We start from the raw sequence: 17,066 nt of genomic DNA, 5'->3' as shown, positions 1-17,066 counted from the left end.
ACGCTCTTCGGGCCTCAGTTGGCGGCGCGCGTGTTGAACAGGGAAACGCCCCGGATCAGGTCGAGCGCGCGGGCGAGCTGGTAGTCGAACTGATCGGCTGCCGCCGCCGTCGCGGGATCGCCTTCCTGTCCCTGCGGAGCCTGGGCGCCGGGAGCGGGCGCAGGAGTGGGAGCCGCACCGGGAGCGGCGCCCGGAGCAGGGGCGGGCGGCACGGCCTGCGGGGCAGGACGGGTGGGCTGGCTGTTCACCGTGTCGTTGCGAAGGGCGCCGCGCAGATCGGCTTCGCGGCGCCGTATCCCCTGTGCGATCTCCTCGACCTTGGCCGGCTGGACCTCGATATCCGGGCTGATGCCGAGCGCTTGGATCGAGCGGCCCGACGGCGTGTAGTAGCGCGCCGTCGTCAGGCGCATGGCGCCGTGGCCGGGCAGCGGGATGATGGTCTGGACGGAGCCCTTGCCGAAGCTCTGGGTGCCCAGCACGATGGCGCGGTGGTGGTCCTGGAGCGCTCCGGCGACGATTTCCGAGGCGGAGGCCGAGCCGCCGTTGATCAGCACGACCATCGGCTTGCCCTTGGCGAGGTCGCCGGCCTTGGCGTTGTAGCGCTGGCCGTCTTCCGGCTTGCGGCCGCGGGTGGAGACGATCTCCCCCTTGTCCAGGAAGGTATCGGACACCGAGATCGCCTGATCGAGCAGGCCGCCGGGGTTGTTGCGCAGGTCCAGCACATAGCCGGTCAGCTTATCGCTGCCGATTTCCTTCTGGAGCCGGTCGACCGCCCGTTCCAGGCCGGTCTGGGTCTGTTCGTTGAAGGTGGTGACCCGGATATAGCCGACATCGCCTTCCTGGCGGTAGCGGACGGACTGGATCTTGATGGTGTCGCGGGTGATCGCGACGTCGAACGGCTCAGACGCCTCGCCGCGCCGGATCGTGACCTTGATGTCGCTGCCGACAGGCCCGCGCATCTTCTCGACGGCATCGGCGAGGCTCATGCCGGAGATCGCTTCGCCGTCCAGATGGGTGATCAGGTCGCCGGGCTGGAGACCGGCGCGGAAGGCCGGGGTGTCGTCGATCGGCGACACGACCTTGATCAGGCCGTTTTCCATCGTGACCTCGATCCCCAGGCCGCCGAACTCGCCGCGCGTCTGGACCTGCATGTCCTGGAAGCTCTTGCGGTTCAGGTAGCTGGAATGCGGGTCGAGCGCCGTCAGCATGCCGTTGATGGCGGTTTCGATCAGTTGCTCGTCGGTCACCGGCTCGACATATTCGGACCGGACGCGTTCGAACACATCGCCGAACAGGTTGAGCTGCCGATAGGTTTCCGAAGTGTTGGTTTCGGCAATGGCGCAGGCCGGCGCTAGGAACAGAACGCCCGCGAGGGCGGCAGCACTGATCGTCTTCATCATCTAACCTTGTCCTTTGCCATCGGAAGCGGGGAGACCGCGCTGCGGATTGATGGGCTGACCGTTCCGTCGCAGCTCGAAATAGAGATCCGGGTTACCGTCCGCCGGGGTTCCCATGATTCCAAGGGGCTCCCCCGCCAGTACGCGTTGACCAACCTTGGTGTCGATACGGCCAAGTCCTGCGATAAGACTATGATATCCATTGGGATGTTCAACGATCAAGATCAGCCCGTAGCCGCGGAACGGCCCGGCGAACATGACCGAACCGGCCGATGGCGCCACGACCTGGGCGCCCGGACGTGAGGTGACCGTCAGTCCCCGGCTGGTGACGCCGAACTTGTCGGCCTCGCCGTAGCGGGTGGTGACCTGTCCCGCCACCGGCAGGCGCTGAACCTCGTCCTTGGAGTCGGGTGGGGCTGGAGGACGGGCGGCGGCTGCAAGTTCCCGCTCCCGCGCTTCAGCCGCGGCGGCTTCGCGCGCCGCTTTCTCCCGCTCGGCCTTTTCGGTGGCGGCTTTCTCGCGGGCGAGTGCGGCCGCCTTGGCGGCGGCTTCGGCCTTGCGGCGCTCCTCCGCCTTGCGGCGTTCCTCGGCCTCGCGCTTCTCGCGCTCGATCCGCTCCCGCTCCATCTTTTCCAGCAAGGTGCGCAGGTCCTTGGCCTCGTTGCCGAGGCTTGCCATGCGGTCCGCCACCTGCTCGCGCTCGGCCTGGGTCCGTTCCTGAAGCTCCTGCCGCCGCTCGACCAGCTTGGCGATGTCGCCCTGGCGCGACCCAAGGTCCGCGCGGGCCTTCTCGGCCTGGGCGCGGCGCTCGGCCAGATGGGTACGGAGATCGGCGAACTGCTGGAGCGCGCCGGCCAGCGCTTCGGCGCGGTCGCGCAGGATAGGGACTGCGGAGCGGAGCAGCAGCGCGCTGCGCAGCGTGTCGACCGGCGACTCCGGCCGTGCGATCATCGCTTCGGGGGGAATGCGGGACAGCCGCTGAAGTGCTCCCAGCAGCTCTGAGATCTGCGCCTTGTCGGCGTCCAGCTTGGCGGCCTGAACGCGCTCCTCCGCTTCCATCGCGCGGAGCGTTTCTTCCAGGCCGGACAATTCGTTTTCCAGCCTGGTCGCCTCGTCGGCGGTCTGGACCAGACGGGTACGGAGCGAAACCAGTTCCTGCTCCAGCGCCTCGGACGAGCGGGCCAGTTCCGCGTCGCGCTTGCGGCTGGCTTCGAGCTGGCGCTCGACCTCCGTCAGGGCGTTCTGGGATTGCTGCTGGGCCTGCGGCTGCTTCTGGGATTGAGCCCAGGCCGGCTGAGCCCATGCCGCAGGGGCCGCCAGGGCGCCGAGGAGGGCAGCCGTTGCCAATGCTGCCCTCCTCATGCGCCTATTCCGCGGCGCGCCGCGCGGAATCGCGGCGGATCAGGGTTTGGCCGGTCATTTCCACCGGCTTGGGCAGGCCCATCAGGTCGAGCATGGTCGGTGCTATGTCGGCCAGCTTGCCGTCGTTGATCGCGACCACATCCGCCGGGCCGTTGACGAGCATCAGCGGCACGAGGTTGAGGGTATGGGCGGTGTGCGGGCCGCCGGTGACGGGATCGCGCATCATCTCGCAGTTGCCATGGTCGGCGGTGACCAGCAGCACACCGCCCTGGTGGGTGACCGCCTCGACCAGCCGGCCCAGACATGCGTCCACCGCTTCCACCGCCTTGATCGCGGCGGACAGGATGCCGGAATGGCCGACCATGTCGGGGTTGGCGAAGTTGATCACCAGCATGTCGAACTTGCCGGTCTCGACGGCGGCGACCGCCTTGTCCGCCAGTTCGGGCGCCGACATCTCGGGCTGGAGGTCGTAAGTCGCGACCTTGGGGGAGGGCACCATGATGCGCTCCTCGCCCGGATAGACCTTTTCCTCGCCGCCGTTGAAGAAGAAGGTGACGTGCGGGTACTTCTCCGTCTCCGCCATGCGGAGCTGAGTCAGGCCGGCATCCGACACCACCTTGCCCAGCACGTTGGTCAGTTCCTTGGGCGGGAAGATCGCGGTCAGGTACTCGTTCAGGGCGGTCGAGTATTCGACCATGCCGGTCGCGGCGGCGAAGCGGATCGGGTTGCGCCGGTCGAAGCCCTTGAAGGCGGGATCGAGCAGGGCCGTCAGGATCTCCCGCGCGCGGTCGGCTCGGAAGTTGACCATCAGGAGGCCGTCGCCGTCCTTGGCGCCGGTGTAGGCGCCGATCACGGTCGGCAGGACGAACTCGTCGCCGGTATCGGCCGCATAGGCCTGGTCGATCGCGGCGATCGGGTCGGGCGCTTCCAGGCCCTGGGCGGCCACCATGGCATTGTAGGCGCGTTCAACCCGTTCCCAGCGCTTGTCGCGATCCATCGCGTAGTAGCGGCCGTCGATCGTGCCGAAGCTGACGCCCGGCAACCCTTCGATGTCCTTCAGGAAAGCCGAAACCTGCTCGCGGGCGCTGCGCGGCGGCACATCGCGGCCGTCCAGGAAGCCGTGGATGACGACTGGCACCTGGGCGGCGCTGAGCGCCTTCGCCAATGCTGCGAAATGGGACTGGTGGCTATGGACGCCGCCGGGCGACAGCAGGCCCATCAGGTGCGCCGAGCCGCCGGACTGCTTCAACGCGGCGATGAAGCCGTTCATGGCCGGGTTGTGGTTCAGTTCGCCTTCGGCGAAGGCCCTGTCGATCATCGGCAAGTCCTGGAACACGACCCGGCCGGCGCCCAGGTTCATGTGCCCGACTTCGGAGTTGCCGATCTGACCATGGGGCAGGCCGACATCCTCTTCCGAGGCGTGCAGGAAAGCATGGGGGCCGGCCGCCCAGAGACGATCGAAAACGGGGGTGTTGCCCTGAGCCACGGCGTTGTCGGCCGGGTCCTCGCGATAGCCCCAGCCATCGAGAACGCAGAGAACGACGGGACGGGGGCGTTTTTTATCGATCATGGCGGCCATAGCACTATCCCAGTTTGGTAAACGTTCCGTTTCAGCGGCGGAAGCCCTGGCTAGTTTATGCCCGATGATAGGGGTGTCCCGCCAGAATCTGTTGAGCCCGATATAGTTGTTCCGCGATCATGGCACGGACCATCAGGTGCGGCCATGTCATGGGACCCAGCGCCAGCATCAGGTCGGCCCGCTTGCCGACCGCGTCGCCGTGGCCGTCGGCTCCGCCGATCAGGAAGGCGACGTCGCCCACTCCCTGGTCGCGCCAGACACCCAGGCGTTCGGCAAACCGTTCGCTGGACAGGGTGGTCCCGCGTTCATCGAGCGCCACGATCATGGCAGCATTGGGGACGGCTGCCAGGAGGAGGTCCGCCTCCAGGCGCTTGAGTTCGTCCGGCGGCGCGCGTTTCTTCGATTCGACCTCTTTCAGCGTAAGAGGCCAAGTCATGCGCCGGGCATATTCATCGTAAAGGTCGCGCGCCGCCCCGGCCCGCGCCCGCCCGACGGCGGCGAGCCAGATCTTCATAAGGCTTCGGATCCCGTCAGGCGTACAGGGCAGCCTGTTGGGACGCTGCCGGCGGCTCGACGCCCCACATCTTCTCCAGATTGTAGAAGGTCCGGACCTCCGGGCGGAACAGGTGGATGATGACGTCTCCGGCATCGATCAGCACCCAGTCGGCCTGCGCCATGCCTTCGACCTCGACCGCCGGAGCGCCGGCGACCTTCAGCTTCTCGCGCAGGTGTTCGGCCATGGCGCCGACCTGCCGCGAGGAGCGGCCCGACGCTACGACCATGTAGTCCGCGATGGAGGTTTTACCGGCCAGGTCGATAACGACGATATCTTCGGCCTTATCGTCGTCCAGCGACTTGACGGCGAGTTCGCTGAGTTGCTTCGGCAATTCCTCAGAGAACTGTTTGGAGAGCTTCCCGGCGATTGCAGTTGCTTCGGGAGCGTGTTGGGTTTGCGTGGTTATGGCTCTCACCTCTGTTAAACCGGTTGACCGCCGGAAGCCGCCGCCGCTGCCTGCGCGCGTCGTTTCCGGATTTCCGTCGCCGATGCCGGATGCAGCGGGTTCTGGAAAAATACCCAGGCTGGCGGCTCCATCGCTGGAAGCCCCCGCGCCCGGTTTTGGCCGACCCGGCGACACCTGTAGCGTTGCGCGGCTTTGCCATGCAACGCACTTAAAGAATATGGAGGCCGGCTGAAGACTGCAACGGGTGTGCTGGCAAAGATTCGCGTCCAGTTCTGCCAGCGCGGTATTTGCGTCAGGTTGTCCGCCCCCATCAGCCAGACGAAACGGGTCTGCGGGAAGTGCCCGTGGAGCCCGGCAAGTGTCTGTGCCGTAAAGCGCGTGTCCAGTTCGCACTCGATATCGGTGACGACGATCCGGGGATGACGGGCGACCAGTTGGCCGCTGACCAGCCGCTCTTCCAGCGACGCCATGTCGCGTGTCGATTTGAGCGGATTCTGCGGGCTGACCAGCCACCAGACGTAATCGAGGCCGAGCAGCTTCAGCGCCAGCAGACTGATGTGGCGGTGGCCGTCATGGGCCGGGTTGAAGGAGCCGCCGAGCAGGCCGACCTTGCGGCCGGCCCAGAAACGGCCGCTGTAGAGATGGACCCGCTTCACTCTGCCGCCGTGCTCCCGGCCGCCTGCAAGGCGGGAGTCATGGGCGGATCTGCCCGGAGCCGCGCACCTGATACTTGTAGCTGGTGAGCTGTTCCGCCCCGACTGGGCCGCGCGCGTGCAGCTTGCCGGTGGAAATGCCGATCTCCGCGCCCATGCCGAATTCGCCGCCGTCGGCGAACTGGGTCGAGGCGTTCCACAGCACGATGCCGCTGTCCACGTGGTTGAGGAAGGTTTCCGCCGTGGCGGCGTCCTCTGTCACGATGCTGTCGGTGTGGTGCGAGCCGTGACGGTTGATGTGCTCGACGGCGGCGTCGATGCCGTCCACCACGCGTACGGAGATGATGGCGTCGAGGTACTCGGTATCCCAGTCGGCCGGTGTGGCCGGGACGACGCGGTCGTTCAGCGCCCGGACCGTCTGGTCGCCGCGAACCTCGCAGCCGGCCTCGATCAGGGCCTCGACCAGTCCGGGAAGCTGAGCCTGGGCGATGCTACGGTCCACCAGCAGAGTTTCGGCGGCGCCGCAGACGGAGGTCCGGCGCATCTTGGCGTTGAGGACGATGTCGCGCGCCTTCCTGGGATCGGCGGCGGCATCGACATAGACATGGCAGATGCCGTCCAAGTGCTTGATGACCGGGATGCGACTTTCGGCGGCGACGCGCTGGATCAGCGACTTGCCGCCACGCGGGATGATCACGTCGATGTCGTCGGTCATCGTCAGCATGATGCCGACGGCGGCGCGGTCGGTGGTGGGGACCAGCTGGATCGACGCTTCGGGCAATCCTGCGGCCTTCAGGCCGGCCTGCATGCAGGCGGTGATGGCGCGTGAGGATTCGAAGCTGTCGGAACCGCCGCGCAGGATGCAGGCGTTGCCGGACTTCAGGCAAAGTCCGCCGGCGTCGGCGGTCACGTTGGGGCGGCTCTCGTAGATGATGCCGATGACGCCCAGCGGCACGCGGACGCGGGCGATCTTCAGGCCGTTGGGGCGTTCCCACTCCGCCATGACGGCGCCGATTGGGTCGGGCAGGTCCGCCACGTCTTCCAGGCCCTTGGCAATGCCTTCGACACGCGTCTCGTCCAGCTTCAGCCTGTCCATCAGGGAGGCGGCGGTGCCGCGCGCCACGGCTGCGGCGAGATCGCGGGCGTTGGCGGCCAGGATCTCCGGCACGCGGGAGCGCAGTGCGGCTGCCGCCGCGCGCAGCGCTTCGTTCTTCTGGGTCGTCGGCGCCAGGGCAAGCACTGCTGCTGCGGCGCGCGCTGCGCTCCCCAACTGCTGCATCTCCCCCTGCAAGGGATCAACGGTGTGCTTGACGGCGGTCACGGCGGGCGCTCCCAATCGAGTTTTATGTAAGTTGCGGGACCTTATGCGATTTTTCCGGTCCGGAGAAGACCGCAGAACGCGCATCGGCCATCTCCAGACCTGTTTGCCCCGGAGCTATCCGCCGGTCAGCGGAAGAAGGCCGGCCAGTCCAGGTCGTGCAGGTCGGCGATCAGGTGATCGACCGGGTCGAACTCCAGCGTCGCGTGCTGCGGCCAAGCGATCGTGACCATGCCGGCGGCCTTGCCGGAGCGGGCGCCGATCGGGCTGTCCTCCACCACGAGGCAGGCGGAGGGGTGGACGCCCAGCCGCTCGGCGGCGCGCAGATAGGGTTCCGGGTGCGGCTTGCCGTGGGCGACATCGTCGCGCGACAGGGCGAAGCGCAGGGCGTCCGGCATCGCGATCGTATCCTCGATGGCGCTGAAATTGGCTTCGACGACCCGGCGTCCGCTGTTGGAGACGCAGGCCTGAAGGATGCCGCGCTCCGCCAGTTCGGCCACCTTCTCCAAGGCGCCGGCGCGAGCCGGCACGTCGGCGACATTGGCGACGTAATAGTCGGAGCAGGCCGCCGCAAGCTGCGGCAGGTCGAGCGGCATCGGCTGAGCCGCGTTCAGCATGGCGTAGACTTCCGCCATGGAGCGGCCGAGCAGGCGGTCGTAATCGGACTTGGGCACCGTCTGGCCATGGGCCTCGCAGACGGCGACGATCGACTTGAAGTGAAAGGGCTCGCTGTCCAGCAACGTGCCGTCGATGTCCCAGAGGACGGCTTCAATCATAATGTATTCCGGATAAGGCGGGTCAGGATAGGACCAGATCGTCCCGATGGATCATTTCCGCCCGGCCGCGATAGCCTAGGATGTCGGCGGTATCCTGGCTGTGGTGGCCCATGATCCGGCGCGCGTCCTCTACGGCGTATGCCGACAGGCCGCGCGCCAGTTCGCGGCCGTCGCGGGCGCGGACGACCAGCACGTCGCCGCGCTGGAAATCGCCGTCGATCGACACGACGCCGGCCGGCAGCAGGCTGCTGCCCCGGCTGAGGGCGGCGGCGGCGCCGTCGTCCACCACCAGGGTGCCGCGCGCGTTGATGTGGCCGGCGATCCAGCGCTTGCGCGCGGTGCGCGGTTCGGCGCCGGGCAGGAACCATGTGCAGGGAGCGCCGCCGTCGCTGAACGGACGGTCGAGCGCCGACAGCGCGTTCATCCGCTTGCCCTTGGCGATCACCATGCGGCAACCGCCCGACATGGCGATGCGGGCAGCGGCGATCTTGGTCACCATCCCGCCGGAGCTGTAGCCGGGGGGCGGCTCGCCGGCCATGCCCTCGATATCGGGGGTCAGTTCGCGGACCTCCGGGATCAGGGTGGCGCTGGGGTCGCGCTTGGGGTCGGCGGTGTAGAGGCCATCGATGTCGGACAGCAGCACCAGCGTATCGGCGCTGACCATCTGGGCGACGCGCGCGGCCAGCCGGTCGTTGTCGCCGAAGCGGATTTCCGACGTGGCGACCGTGTCGTTCTCGTTGATGACCGGGACGGCGCCCAGCTTCAGCAGGGTGTCGATGGTCGCGCGGGCGTTGAGGTGGCGGCGGCGTTCCTCGGTATCGTCCAGCGTCAGGAGGATCTGCGCCACGGTGACGTCGTGGCGGGCCAGCGTTTCCTGGTAGGCATGGGCGAGGCGGATCTGGCCGGTCGCGGCAGCGGCCTGCTTCTCTTCCAGCCGCAGGGGCCGGCCGATCAGGCCCAGATGCTCCCGCCCGACGGCGATGGCGCCGGACGACACGATGATGACTTCCTGCCCGCGCGAGCGGCAGAGCGCCACGTCGTCGGCCATGGCGTCGAGCCATTCGCGCCGGATCTGGCCGGTGGTCTCGTCCACCAGCAGCGCCGACCCGATCTTGACGATCAGCCGCCGCGCATCGCGCAGGCAGGCGGTTGCGTCTTCCGAACTGCTTTCAGAGCCCGTCGCATCAGCGGGCATTGTCGTCTTCGTCATCTTCGTCGTCCGCGGGGTGGTCCTGGTCGAGATGGTCGTTGCCGAGTTGCAGTTCCTTGCCCGGCTCGGCCATCGTGCGCTCGCCGAGATGCACCGGGACCGGATGGCGGCGGCCGGGGGCGGAATCCTCCGCCTCCTCGACCTTGGCGTCCTTGATGCGGCGGAGCAGTTCGAACAGGACGGGCGGGACGCCGATACCGGTGGCACCGGACAGCACCATGACGGGAGCGTCGGCCAGTTCCTCGAGGATCGCCTTCTTCTCGGCGATTTCCTCGTCGTCCAGGCTGTCGCACTTGTTCAGGCCGATGATTTCCTGCTTCTCGTCCAGGCCGTTGCCGTACGCTTCCAACTCGCCCCGGATGATGGTGTACGCTTCCGCCACGTCTTCCTGGGTGCCGTCGATCAGGTGGAGCAGTACGCGGGTGCGCTCGACATGGCCGAGGAAGCGGTCGCCCAGGCCGGAGCCTTCGTGCGCGCCCTCGATCAGGCCGGGGATATCGGCCAGCACGAATTCCTCTTCGCCGACATAGACGACGCCCAGGTTGGGCTGAAGGGTCGTGAAGGGATAATCGGCGATCTTGGGCTTGGCGCGTGAGGATGCCGCCAGGAAGGTCGATTTGCCGGCGTTGGGCAGGCCCACCAGACCGGCGTCGGCGATCAGCTTCAAGCGCAACCAGACCCAGCGCTCCTCACCCGGCCAGCCCGGATGGGACTGGCGCGGCGCGCGGTTGGTCGCGGATTTGTAGTGGGCGTTGCCGAACCCGCCGTCGCCGCCGCGCAGCAGCACGACGCGCTGGCCGACTTCGACCATGTCGGCAAGCACGGTTTCCTGGTCGTCGTCCAGCACCTGGGTGCCGACGGGGACCTTCAGGACGATGTCCTCGCCCTTGGCGCCCGAGCGGTCCTTGCCCATGCCGTGGCCACCGCGAGGCGCTTTGAAATGCTGCTGGTAGCGGTAGTCGATCAGGGTATTGAGACCGTCCACCGCCTCGATCACCACGTCGCCGCCCTTGCCGCCGTCGCCGCCGTCCGGTCCGCCGAACTCGATGAACTTCTCCCGCCGGAAGGCGACGATGCCGGGGCCGCCGTCACCGCTCTTGAGGAATACCTTGGCCTGATCGAGGAATTTCATGGCTTCAACGTCAACAAATGTCAGCAGATGTCATCATCTGCGGGAGGTGGGGACCAGGATGGAACGCGGGTAGAGGGGGCACGGACGATGGATGCCGAAAACGAAAATCGGGGGGACGGTAGAACCGACCCCCCGATGATCCAAGTCCGGAATGCAGGATGCTGGGGCGCCGTTATTCGGCGGCCGCCGGCACGCTTTCCGCTTCGGTAACCGACACGCCCTGAACCGAGACAAAGGTCCGGCCGAGCATGGACTTGCGGAACTTCACCTGACCCTCGACGAGAGCGAACAGGGTGTGGTCCTTGCCGATGCCGACATTGGCGCCGGGATGGAACTCAGTGCCGCGCTGACGGACGATGATGTTGCCGGGGATGACGTTCTCACCACCGAACTTCTTGACGCCAAGACGACGGCCGGCGCTGTCGCGACCGTTGCGGGAGCTACCGCCTGCCTTTTTATGTGCCATTGCTCTGAACTCCTATTAGCCAGGGTCTACCGGACGGGATTATGGGCGCGTTTGAATTACGCGCTGATCCCGGTGATGCGCAGCACGGTCAGGTCCTGACGGTGCCCGTTCTTACGCCGGTAGTTCTGGCGACGCTTCTTCTTGAAGACGATGATCTTCGGCCCACGATCCTGGGCGATGACTTCGGCGGTAACCGCAGCCCCTGCGACCAGGGGGGTGCCGACCGTCGTGCTGCCTTCGTCGCTGACCATCAGAACTTCATCGAAGTTGATGGAAGCGCCAGCTTCGCCAGCCAGTTTCTCGACCTTGATCACGTCGCCGTTGGCGACTTTGTACTGCTTGCCGCCGGTGCGGATCACTGCGAACATGTTTGCCACTGCCGTATCTGAAAACAAACTACGGGCACGACAAACCCCGTCGGAGATTTGAGCCCGCTGGTAAGGAGCGGCGACTATACTCAGCGGTGTTGGAGAGTCAACAGCATGATTCAAACGATTCTGAGTGCGAGGCCGCATTGTGCCCTTGCGCGCGTCTTTTCCATGAGCTAATTTCCCGCCGCTTCGCCACCGGACGGTGGTTGAAGTCGATAGGACGGACGGGTGGTCGAGTGGTTGAAGGCACCGCACTCGAAATGCGGCGTACCTGCAAGGGTACCGTGAGTTCGAATCTCACCCCGTCCGCCATATCTTTAGCTCATATACTGAGCTTCCTAATATAGCGAAACCTTCCATTCAGCCTTTTTTAAACGCACGGTTGTGCGTTCATGACCTGTGTGAAGCAAGTTAAATATGGGCTTCCGACCCTGTCCACCGGCCTTCAGCACGCTTCCTTGGTGTCGTTGTTATTGTCGTTAAATGCTTAAAGTGTCGTGATGCCGCACCCCCTCCGATCTCAATCCATTTTGGTGCTTCAGGCGTCGGATTTCTGATAAATGCATTAGAGAATGGGAAAATTTAAAATGCGAGCTTTTCAGATATGAAAGGCGGCGCAACTTTAGTGATGAGCTAATGGATACGATTACGACGGCGACGACCGATATCCAGGAGAGGCTCTCCGTAGCTTATATTGCCGCAGTTGCTGCACGAGCAGGGTGCCAAGTAAGTGAGCCGAAAGTTGATAGGAATGGCATTGATGTTACGATCAGGCCAGTTTCGGGTGCTCCCGTACAAATTGATATTCAGTTGAAGGCCGTGTCTTCGAATATCCGTATCAATGACGGATCAGTCTTATCTTTTCAGCTTGATGTCTCGACATATGACAAGCTCCGACGCACCGACGTTCAGTCGCCGCAGCTTCTTGTCATCTATGAAATGCCACCCGATCAGTCGATCTGGCTCGAGGTAGAGCCGCCGATCACGACACTGAGACATGCGGCATACTGGGTAGACCTTCGAGGTAGGGACGCCGTGCAAACAGCAAGTACTGCTGTACACCTCCCTGAAACCCAATTGTTCGATCATAATGCTATCGTGGCCATTCTGGCCCGCGCGCACAGCAGGGCGCTTGAGGGACTCTCGTGGGCCTGACAATGCCATATCGCTATGAAGCCAAATCGATTGCAGCACTGTCCCCGACCCATGTCGCAGGATACTTGCGCAGTCGCGGCTGGAAGGACGAGGGTAGGTTCGGTCCATACGGGCAGCTTTATACGATTGAGCAAGGGGGGCGGACCGAAACGGTCGTACTGCCACGTCTCGCGACGATCGGGGACTTTCCGCGGCGGATGACAGAGGTTCTTGGCGCGCTTTCGAAAGCCGAGGACCGGGATGCATCGGCAGTCCTGTTTGATCTGACGCTTGCACCGTTCGATGTCATCCGTGTCCGCTCGAAGGATGCGGACGATTATGGTTCCATCCGCTTTGATGCTGGACTTCAATTGCACGAAGAGGCCAAGCGGTTAGTGGTTTCAGCCGCTCTTGCTGAGGCTTCGGAAGTTCCCCGGCGGGCATGGAAAGGAAGGCGCCCCGACAGCGTCAGCCAATATCTGGAACGCATCAGGTTGGGGCAGACTGAGAATGCCAGTTTTTCACTGACGGTTCTGTCACCGTATAGCTTCGATCCTGCCGAGCAAGCTTCGCTATTCCAAGACAATGCTTTCGGCCGCCGTGTCACCCTGAAGTTCGGAGCAGCGCTTGCAGCGATCCAGGACGCTCTCGCGGAATCGGTGGCGGACCCACTGCCGGCGTTCGAAAGTATCGTGGATGTTGGGGTGAGCGCTGATATGTGCCAAGCCCTTGCTAAGCTGGCGGACTCTGATGCTGGAGTAGACGTTTCCATTAGCTGGAGTCCCGCGAAACCTGTGCAGGAACCGATACATCTCGGTTTGACCAGGCAAGACGCAGCAGTCCTTCAAGAGGTCGCGCATTCTTTTTCGCGACGGGAGCCGGAACCTGATTTCGTCATTGAAGGACTGGTTGAGGAAATCAAGGAGAAGCCGGAACGTTTTGACGGATCAGTAGTCATCCAAGCTCCTCTACCGAATCAACTTGGCGTGAGGAAGATCAGAGTTCGTTTTGATCAGAGGTATCGCGATATCGTATACGATGCAGCACGCAACAAGAAGTGGGTTAGGGTTATCGGTGATCTTGGGCGTGATGGCAAATCGCTGACGCTGTTTGATCCGCGTGATTTTTCAATTGTTGAACCGGATGATCAGGACTGAATTAGGAAAAATTACTCTCTTTAGTTTAGGGTTGTACGTTTTTGTGTTTTTGCGTCAATCAGGATACGAATTTGTATTTTGGCGGATCTTCTCAGTTTTTGCCTAAGGAGGTGCATTGAGTTAGGGTGAGAAGAAACACCAGCGGCATCTCCTAAGCCGGCGCCACCGCCAGCGGTCGCGCGGTTTCCCGGATTGGCAGGTGGATGAGCGCGCTGAAGGCGCCGATGCCGACGCCGATCCACCATACGCCGTCGTAGCTGCCGTAGGCGTCGTAGAGCCGTCCGCCGAGCCAGACGCCCATGAAGCTTCCCAACTGATGGCTCAGGAAGATGATGCCGTAGAGCGTGCCCATGTAGCGCAGGCCGTAGAGGTGCGCCACTAGGCCCGACGTGAGGGGCACGGTGGCGAGCCATAGGCTGCCCATCAAGGCCGAGAACACCAGCACGGTGGTCGGCGTCATCGGCGTCAGGATGAACCAGGCCGCGATCAGGGTGCGCCCGGTGTAGACCCCTGCCAGCAGGTATTTCTTGGTATAGCGCTTGCCGGCCCAGCCCGCCGCCAGCGTACCCGCGATGTTGCCGAGGCCGATGATCGAGATCGCGACGGCGCCCAGGGCACCGGTCGTCGTGATTCCCATCGAATGCAGCACGCTGCCGAGCATGATCGGTCCACAGACCTCGGCCACGAAAGCCGGAAAGTGCGCCGTGATGAAGGCAAGCTGATAGCCGCAGGAGAAGAAGCCTAAGAAGATCAGCGCGAAGCTGGGGTCGCGCAGCGCGCCAAGCACTACCGTCCCCATGCTTTCCTGAAGCTCCGCCCTGGAAGCGGGGACGGGCGAGCGCATCCAGGGCAGCACCGCAAGCACCGCCAGGATCAGCGCCGCAAAGGCCAGGAACACGCCTTGCCACGGCATGAGCGCCAGCAGCCCTTCGGCCAGCGGCGGCCCCAACACCTGCCCGGCGGACCCGGCGGCGGTCACGATGGCGAGCGACATGGAGCGGTTCTCGTCGGACGAGGCCCTGCCCACGACGGCCAGGACCACGCCGAATCCCGTGCCCGCGATGCCCAGCCCGACCAGCACTTCATACAGGTGGTGCTGGATCGGCAGCGTAGCGCCCGCCGACAGCACGAGGCCCAGCGCATAGGCCACCGCCCCGATGACGATGGCCTTGCGGTCCCCGATCTTCTCGGCGACGGCGCCGAACAGCGGCTGGCCGAAGCCCCAGGCCAGGTTCTGGATCGCGATGGCGAGGGAGAACTCTGCCCGCGGCCAGTTGAACTCCATGGCGATGGGAAGCTGGAAGACGCCGAAGGAGGCGCGGATGGCGAAGCCCACCAGCACCACGAGGCTGCCGGCGAGGAGGACGGGTGTGATGAGGGGGGCGCGCTGGATCATTCAACTTCTCTGCGCCTGGGGAGAAATCCTGTCAACCGACGGAACCGCGCGATCTGCCATGCGCCGGACGAGGCGGCGGCGCCGCTTCGATCCGGCAATTGGTCCGGCAGTCGATCTCCGCTAGTTGGAGCTTGATTTCACCTTAGATACCGATTGCAGGAACGCTTGCAGTTCCTTCGTGTAGAACTTCGCCATTGCCGTCGTGCCGTGGCCGCGCGTGTCTTCGCTGGCGGGGATCAGGAACAGGCGGCCGTTCTTCACGTGCTTCATCGCCGCTTCCGTAACGCCCGTTTCCGGCGGGTTGCGCTCGTCGTCGGCGGCGTTGATGAACAGCAGCGGGGCCTTGATGCGGTCCAGCAGCGGCGTCGGGTTGTATTCGCCCGAGGACTCCCACGCGTAGATGAAGTCGTTGGCGTCGGCGTTAAACTTCACCGCCAAGCGATCTTCGATCATCTTGTCCGCCTTTTCGCGGGTCGGGGCCAGCTTCTGGTACGCCAGCGTGCCGCCGCTGGTGGCCGTGGCGTAGAAGACGTTGGCCAGTCTCATGGCGTTCGGCTGCTCGGTGTAGTCGCCGTCCTTGTAGCCGGGGTCCTGGCGGATCATCTCGACCATCAGGCGGCGCAGCATCCAGTTGCGGGCCGCCATCTCGGTCGGCTGCGAGGCCATCGGAACCAGCGCGTCCATGTAGTCGGGATACTTGCCGCCCCAGATCCAGGTGTGCATGCCGCCCATCGAGTTGCCCATGACGAGATGCACGTGGTTCAGCTTGAGACCTTCGGTGAGAAGCCGATGCTGTGCATCGACCATGTCTTCGGAACTGTATTTGGGGAACTTCGCCCGCAGACCGTCGGACGGCTTGGTCGATTTGCCGTGGCCGAGGGCGTCCGGCAGGATGATGAAATACTTCTTGGCATCCAGGGGCTGACCTTCGCCGAACAGTTCTCCGGCAAAGTCGGGCGTCAGCATGCTGGCCCCGGACCCTCCCGTGCCGTGCAGCATCACGACCGGCTCGCCGGACGGTTCCCCGACCGTCCGGTAGTGCAGGCGCAGTTCCGGCAGGACGTCACCGGTATGGAACCGGAAGTCCTTGGCGACGAAGGTACCTTCCTTCGGCGCGGGATAATCCGCAGCACCGGCATCGGCGGCGAAGACGGCAAGCGACAGCGCCGCTCCGGCGGCGGCATGCATCAACGATCTCAGGACCCGCATGGGGTGTCCTCCCTTATTTTTTTATGATGCGGGGAGGGACATGGCGAAGCCCGTCCCCGCAAGGGAGCATCATCGCTGCATGCGGGAAGCTGCACAAGGCGCGCTCACGATCACGTGATCGACCCTGTCTTGGGCATATTCAGTCATGCAGCGGAAGATCGCGCCGACCCGTTCCTTACGGCGGAGCCGACACGACGTAGCTAATATTTCCCGGCCATCTTCTCCAGCAGGTCCTGTGCTTCCTTGCGGCGGCCCGTATCGGCGAGTTCCCGACCCGGACGGGCGGGTGCCGCCATTGCCTTCTTCAGGTATTGGCGGGCAAGGTCGTACTGGCCCTGTTCGTACTCGTAGTCGCCATAGAAGAAGTTCGGGTCGATACCCTCCGGGTTCACGCTCAGCGCCTTCTTCAGGTAAGCTTCCGCCTTTTCATTGTTGCCGAACCCGATCGGCCAGCCGGGGACCTTGTAATAGAGCGAGGCAAGACTGGTGTAGACTGATCCGTTCAGCACGTCGGGCGCGGCACCCTCCACCTGTTCCAGCAGGGCCTTGGCCTGCTTGGCGTCGCTAAGCGCACCGACGCCGCCGTTTATGCTTGCTCTGGTGGCAATGATGATCGCCTGCCAAACCTTGATCTCGGGCGAGGACGGGTAGGCTTTGGCGGTCTCCGCCGCCCGCTGGCTCAACTGCTCGATCGCACGCTCCTGCGCGGACTGATCGGGCGTCCGGTATTTGATCCGCGCCCATTCGTCCTGAAGGCCGTCCAAGGCCTGCATGTCCGGCGATACGGCGGGCACTGGTGCTGGTGCGGGCGCAGGTGCAGCGGGCATCGCCGCCAGGGTCGCGGGACGCCGCTGGTGATCCTGCGTCTGAGCCTGTGCCTGCACGGCGGTTGAAAGCAGCAGGGCGACGGCGAAATATCCCAGTTTCATGATGCTATTCTCCAG

17 protein-coding genes and 1 tRNA gene are annotated in these 17,066 nt (G+C 64.5%); 3 read left to right on the top strand and 15 right to left on the bottom strand.

Translation table 11 applies throughout. The annotated features are described in order from the left end of the window. Window positions 1-14 precede the first annotated feature (14 nt). From N826_RS24470 to rplU, 12 genes are all read right to left on the bottom strand, one after another. Window positions 15-1,400: a S41 family peptidase gene (locus N826_RS24470; RefSeq protein ID WP_052831967.1), complete on the bottom strand. Its 1,386-nt coding sequence runs from the start codon at window positions 1,398-1,400 to the stop codon at window positions 15-17. After that, entirely contained in the window at window positions 1,401-2,744 is a 1,344-nt protein-coding gene (locus N826_RS24465; RefSeq protein ID WP_244619450.1) for a murein hydrolase activator EnvC family protein, read from the bottom strand. 19 nt (window positions 2,745-2,763) lie between these two features. Further along, on the bottom strand, window positions 2,764-4,329 hold the full coding sequence (gene gpmI, locus N826_RS24460) for a 2,3-bisphosphoglycerate-independent phosphoglycerate mutase (protein ID WP_044433099.1): 1,566 nt from the start codon (window positions 4,327-4,329) through the stop codon (window positions 2,764-2,766). A 64-nt stretch (window positions 4,330-4,393) separates the two neighbouring features. Further along, entirely contained in the window at window positions 4,394-4,852 is a 459-nt protein-coding gene (gene rlmH / locus N826_RS24455) for a 23S rRNA (pseudouridine(1915)-N(3))-methyltransferase RlmH (RefSeq protein ID WP_044433035.1), read from the bottom strand. Window positions 4,853-4,868: 16 nt separating this feature from the next. Next, complete coding sequence (rsfS, locus tag N826_RS24450; protein ID WP_244619451.1) at window positions 4,869-5,225, bottom strand: ribosome silencing factor; 357 nt, start codon at window positions 5,223-5,225, stop codon at window positions 4,869-4,871. A gap of 89 nt (window positions 5,226-5,314) precedes the next feature. After that, window positions 5,315-5,956, bottom strand: coding sequence for a nicotinate-nucleotide adenylyltransferase (locus N826_RS24445; protein ID WP_044433034.1), 642 nt, complete (start codon window positions 5,954-5,956; stop codon window positions 5,315-5,317). A gap of 37 nt (window positions 5,957-5,993) precedes the next feature. After that, window positions 5,994-7,232 carry a glutamate-5-semialdehyde dehydrogenase gene (locus tag N826_RS24440; RefSeq protein ID WP_044433097.1) on the bottom strand — a complete coding sequence of 413 codons (1,239 nt, stop codon included), beginning with the start codon at window positions 7,230-7,232 and terminating at the stop codon, window positions 5,994-5,996. Between the two features lie 167 nt (window positions 7,233-7,399). Beyond that, window positions 7,400-8,047 carry an HAD family hydrolase gene (locus N826_RS24435; RefSeq protein WP_044433033.1) on the bottom strand — a complete coding sequence of 216 codons (648 nt, stop codon included), beginning with the start codon at window positions 8,045-8,047 and terminating at the stop codon, window positions 7,400-7,402. Window positions 8,048-8,069: 22 nt separating this feature from the next. After that, the gene (proB, locus tag N826_RS24430; RefSeq protein ID WP_044433032.1) at window positions 8,070-9,242 is read right to left on the bottom strand and encodes a glutamate 5-kinase; all 1,173 of its coding nucleotides are present in this window, start codon (window positions 9,240-9,242) and stop codon (window positions 8,070-8,072) included. Further along, window positions 9,232-10,389, bottom strand: coding sequence for a GTPase ObgE (gene obgE / locus N826_RS24425; protein WP_044433031.1), 1,158 nt, complete (start codon window positions 10,387-10,389; stop codon window positions 9,232-9,234). The genes proB and obgE overlap by 11 nt, the downstream gene beginning before the upstream one ends. A 172-nt stretch (window positions 10,390-10,561) precedes the next feature. Beyond that, window positions 10,562-10,855, bottom strand: coding sequence for a 50S ribosomal protein L27 (gene rpmA, locus N826_RS24420; RefSeq protein WP_044433030.1), 294 nt, complete (start codon window positions 10,853-10,855; stop codon window positions 10,562-10,564). Between the two features lie 56 nt (window positions 10,856-10,911). Then, entirely contained in the window at window positions 10,912-11,223 is a 312-nt protein-coding gene (gene rplU / locus N826_RS24415) for a 50S ribosomal protein L21 (RefSeq protein ID WP_044433029.1), read from the bottom strand. Window positions 11,224-11,448: 225 nt separating this feature from the next. On the opposite strand from rplU, the gene N826_RS24410 reads away from it, so the two are divergent. The 3 genes from N826_RS24410 (at window position 11,449) to N826_RS24400 (ending at window position 13,517) form a co-directional block, all read left to right on the top strand. Beyond that, a tRNA-Ser gene (locus N826_RS24410) sits at window positions 11,449-11,538 on the top strand. A gap of 324 nt (window positions 11,539-11,862) precedes the next feature. Further along, window positions 11,863-12,381, top strand: coding sequence for a DUF4365 domain-containing protein (locus tag N826_RS24405; RefSeq protein ID WP_052831965.1), 519 nt, complete (start codon window positions 11,863-11,865; stop codon window positions 12,379-12,381). Further along, on the top strand, window positions 12,372-13,517 hold the full coding sequence (locus N826_RS24400; RefSeq protein ID WP_169789413.1) for a hypothetical protein: 1,146 nt from the start codon (window positions 12,372-12,374) through the stop codon (window positions 13,515-13,517). Before N826_RS24405 ends, N826_RS24400 begins: the two co-directional genes overlap by 10 nt. A 151-nt stretch (window positions 13,518-13,668) precedes the next feature. Here N826_RS24400 and N826_RS24395 read toward each other — a convergent pair whose 3' ends face one another. The 3 genes from N826_RS24395 to N826_RS24385 all read right to left on the bottom strand — a co-directional run bounded on the left by N826_RS24395 (window position 13,669) and on the right by N826_RS24385 (window position 17,051). Next, window positions 13,669-14,913: an MFS transporter gene (locus N826_RS24395; protein WP_044433027.1), complete on the bottom strand. Its 1,245-nt coding sequence runs from the start codon at window positions 14,911-14,913 to the stop codon at window positions 13,669-13,671. Between the two features lie 120 nt (window positions 14,914-15,033). Continuing rightward, a complete protein-coding gene (locus N826_RS24390) occupies window positions 15,034-16,122 on the bottom strand; it encodes an alpha/beta fold hydrolase (RefSeq protein ID WP_211099374.1) in 1,089 nt (362 codons plus the stop codon). Between the two features lie 200 nt (window positions 16,123-16,322). Beyond that, complete coding sequence (locus N826_RS24385) at window positions 16,323-17,051, bottom strand: tetratricopeptide repeat protein (protein WP_211099373.1); 729 nt, start codon at window positions 17,049-17,051, stop codon at window positions 16,323-16,325. Window positions 17,052-17,066: the final 15 nt, after the last annotated feature.

Origin of the sequence: Skermanella aerolata KACC 11604, assembly GCF_000936425.1 — a bacterium.
In the GTDB taxonomy this organism is placed as follows: Bacteria; Pseudomonadota; Alphaproteobacteria; order Azospirillales; family Azospirillaceae; genus Skermanella; species Skermanella aerolata.
Note: the sequence above shows the minus strand (reverse complement) of the source record. Positions and strands in the feature narration are given on the sequence as shown.

Excerpts from the sequence above, each read along its gene's own strand:
- proB (WP_044433032.1), bottom strand. The coding sequence starts at position 9,242 with ATGCCCGCTGATGCGACGGGCTCTGAAAGCAGTTCGGAAGACGCAACC.
- N826_RS24435 (WP_044433033.1), bottom strand. The coding sequence starts at position 8,047 with ATGATTGAAGCCGTCCTCTGGGACATCGACGGCACGTTGCTGGACAGC.
- gpmI (WP_044433099.1), bottom strand. The coding sequence starts at position 4,329 with ATGATCGATAAAAAACGCCCCCGTCCCGTCGTTCTCTGCGTTCTCGAT.
- obgE (WP_044433031.1), bottom strand. The coding sequence starts at position 10,389 with ATGAAATTCCTCGATCAGGCCAAGGTATTCCTCAAGAGCGGTGACGGC.
- N826_RS24390 (WP_211099374.1), bottom strand. The coding sequence starts at position 16,122 with ATGCGGGTCCTGAGATCGTTGATGCATGCCGCCGCCGGAGCGGCGCTG.
- rlmH (WP_044433035.1), bottom strand. The coding sequence starts at position 4,852 with ATGAAGATCTGGCTCGCCGCCGTCGGGCGGGCGCGGGCCGGGGCGGCG.
- N826_RS24470 (WP_052831967.1), bottom strand. The coding sequence starts at position 1,400 with ATGATGAAGACGATCAGTGCTGCCGCCCTCGCGGGCGTTCTGTTCCTA.
- rplU (WP_044433029.1), bottom strand. The coding sequence starts at position 11,223 with ATGTTCGCAGTGATCCGCACCGGCGGCAAGCAGTACAAAGTCGCCAAC.
- N826_RS24405 (WP_052831965.1), top strand. The coding sequence starts at position 11,863 with ATGGATACGATTACGACGGCGACGACCGATATCCAGGAGAGGCTCTCC.
- N826_RS24395 (WP_044433027.1), bottom strand. The coding sequence starts at position 14,913 with ATGATCCAGCGCGCCCCCCTCATCACACCCGTCCTCCTCGCCGGCAGC.
- N826_RS24440 (WP_044433097.1), bottom strand. The coding sequence starts at position 7,232 with ATGCAGCAGTTGGGGAGCGCAGCGCGCGCCGCAGCAGCAGTGCTTGCC.
- rpmA (WP_044433030.1), bottom strand. The coding sequence starts at position 10,855 with ATGGCACATAAAAAGGCAGGCGGTAGCTCCCGCAACGGTCGCGACAGC.
- N826_RS24385 (WP_211099373.1), bottom strand. The coding sequence starts at position 17,051 with ATGAAACTGGGATATTTCGCCGTCGCCCTGCTGCTTTCAACCGCCGTG.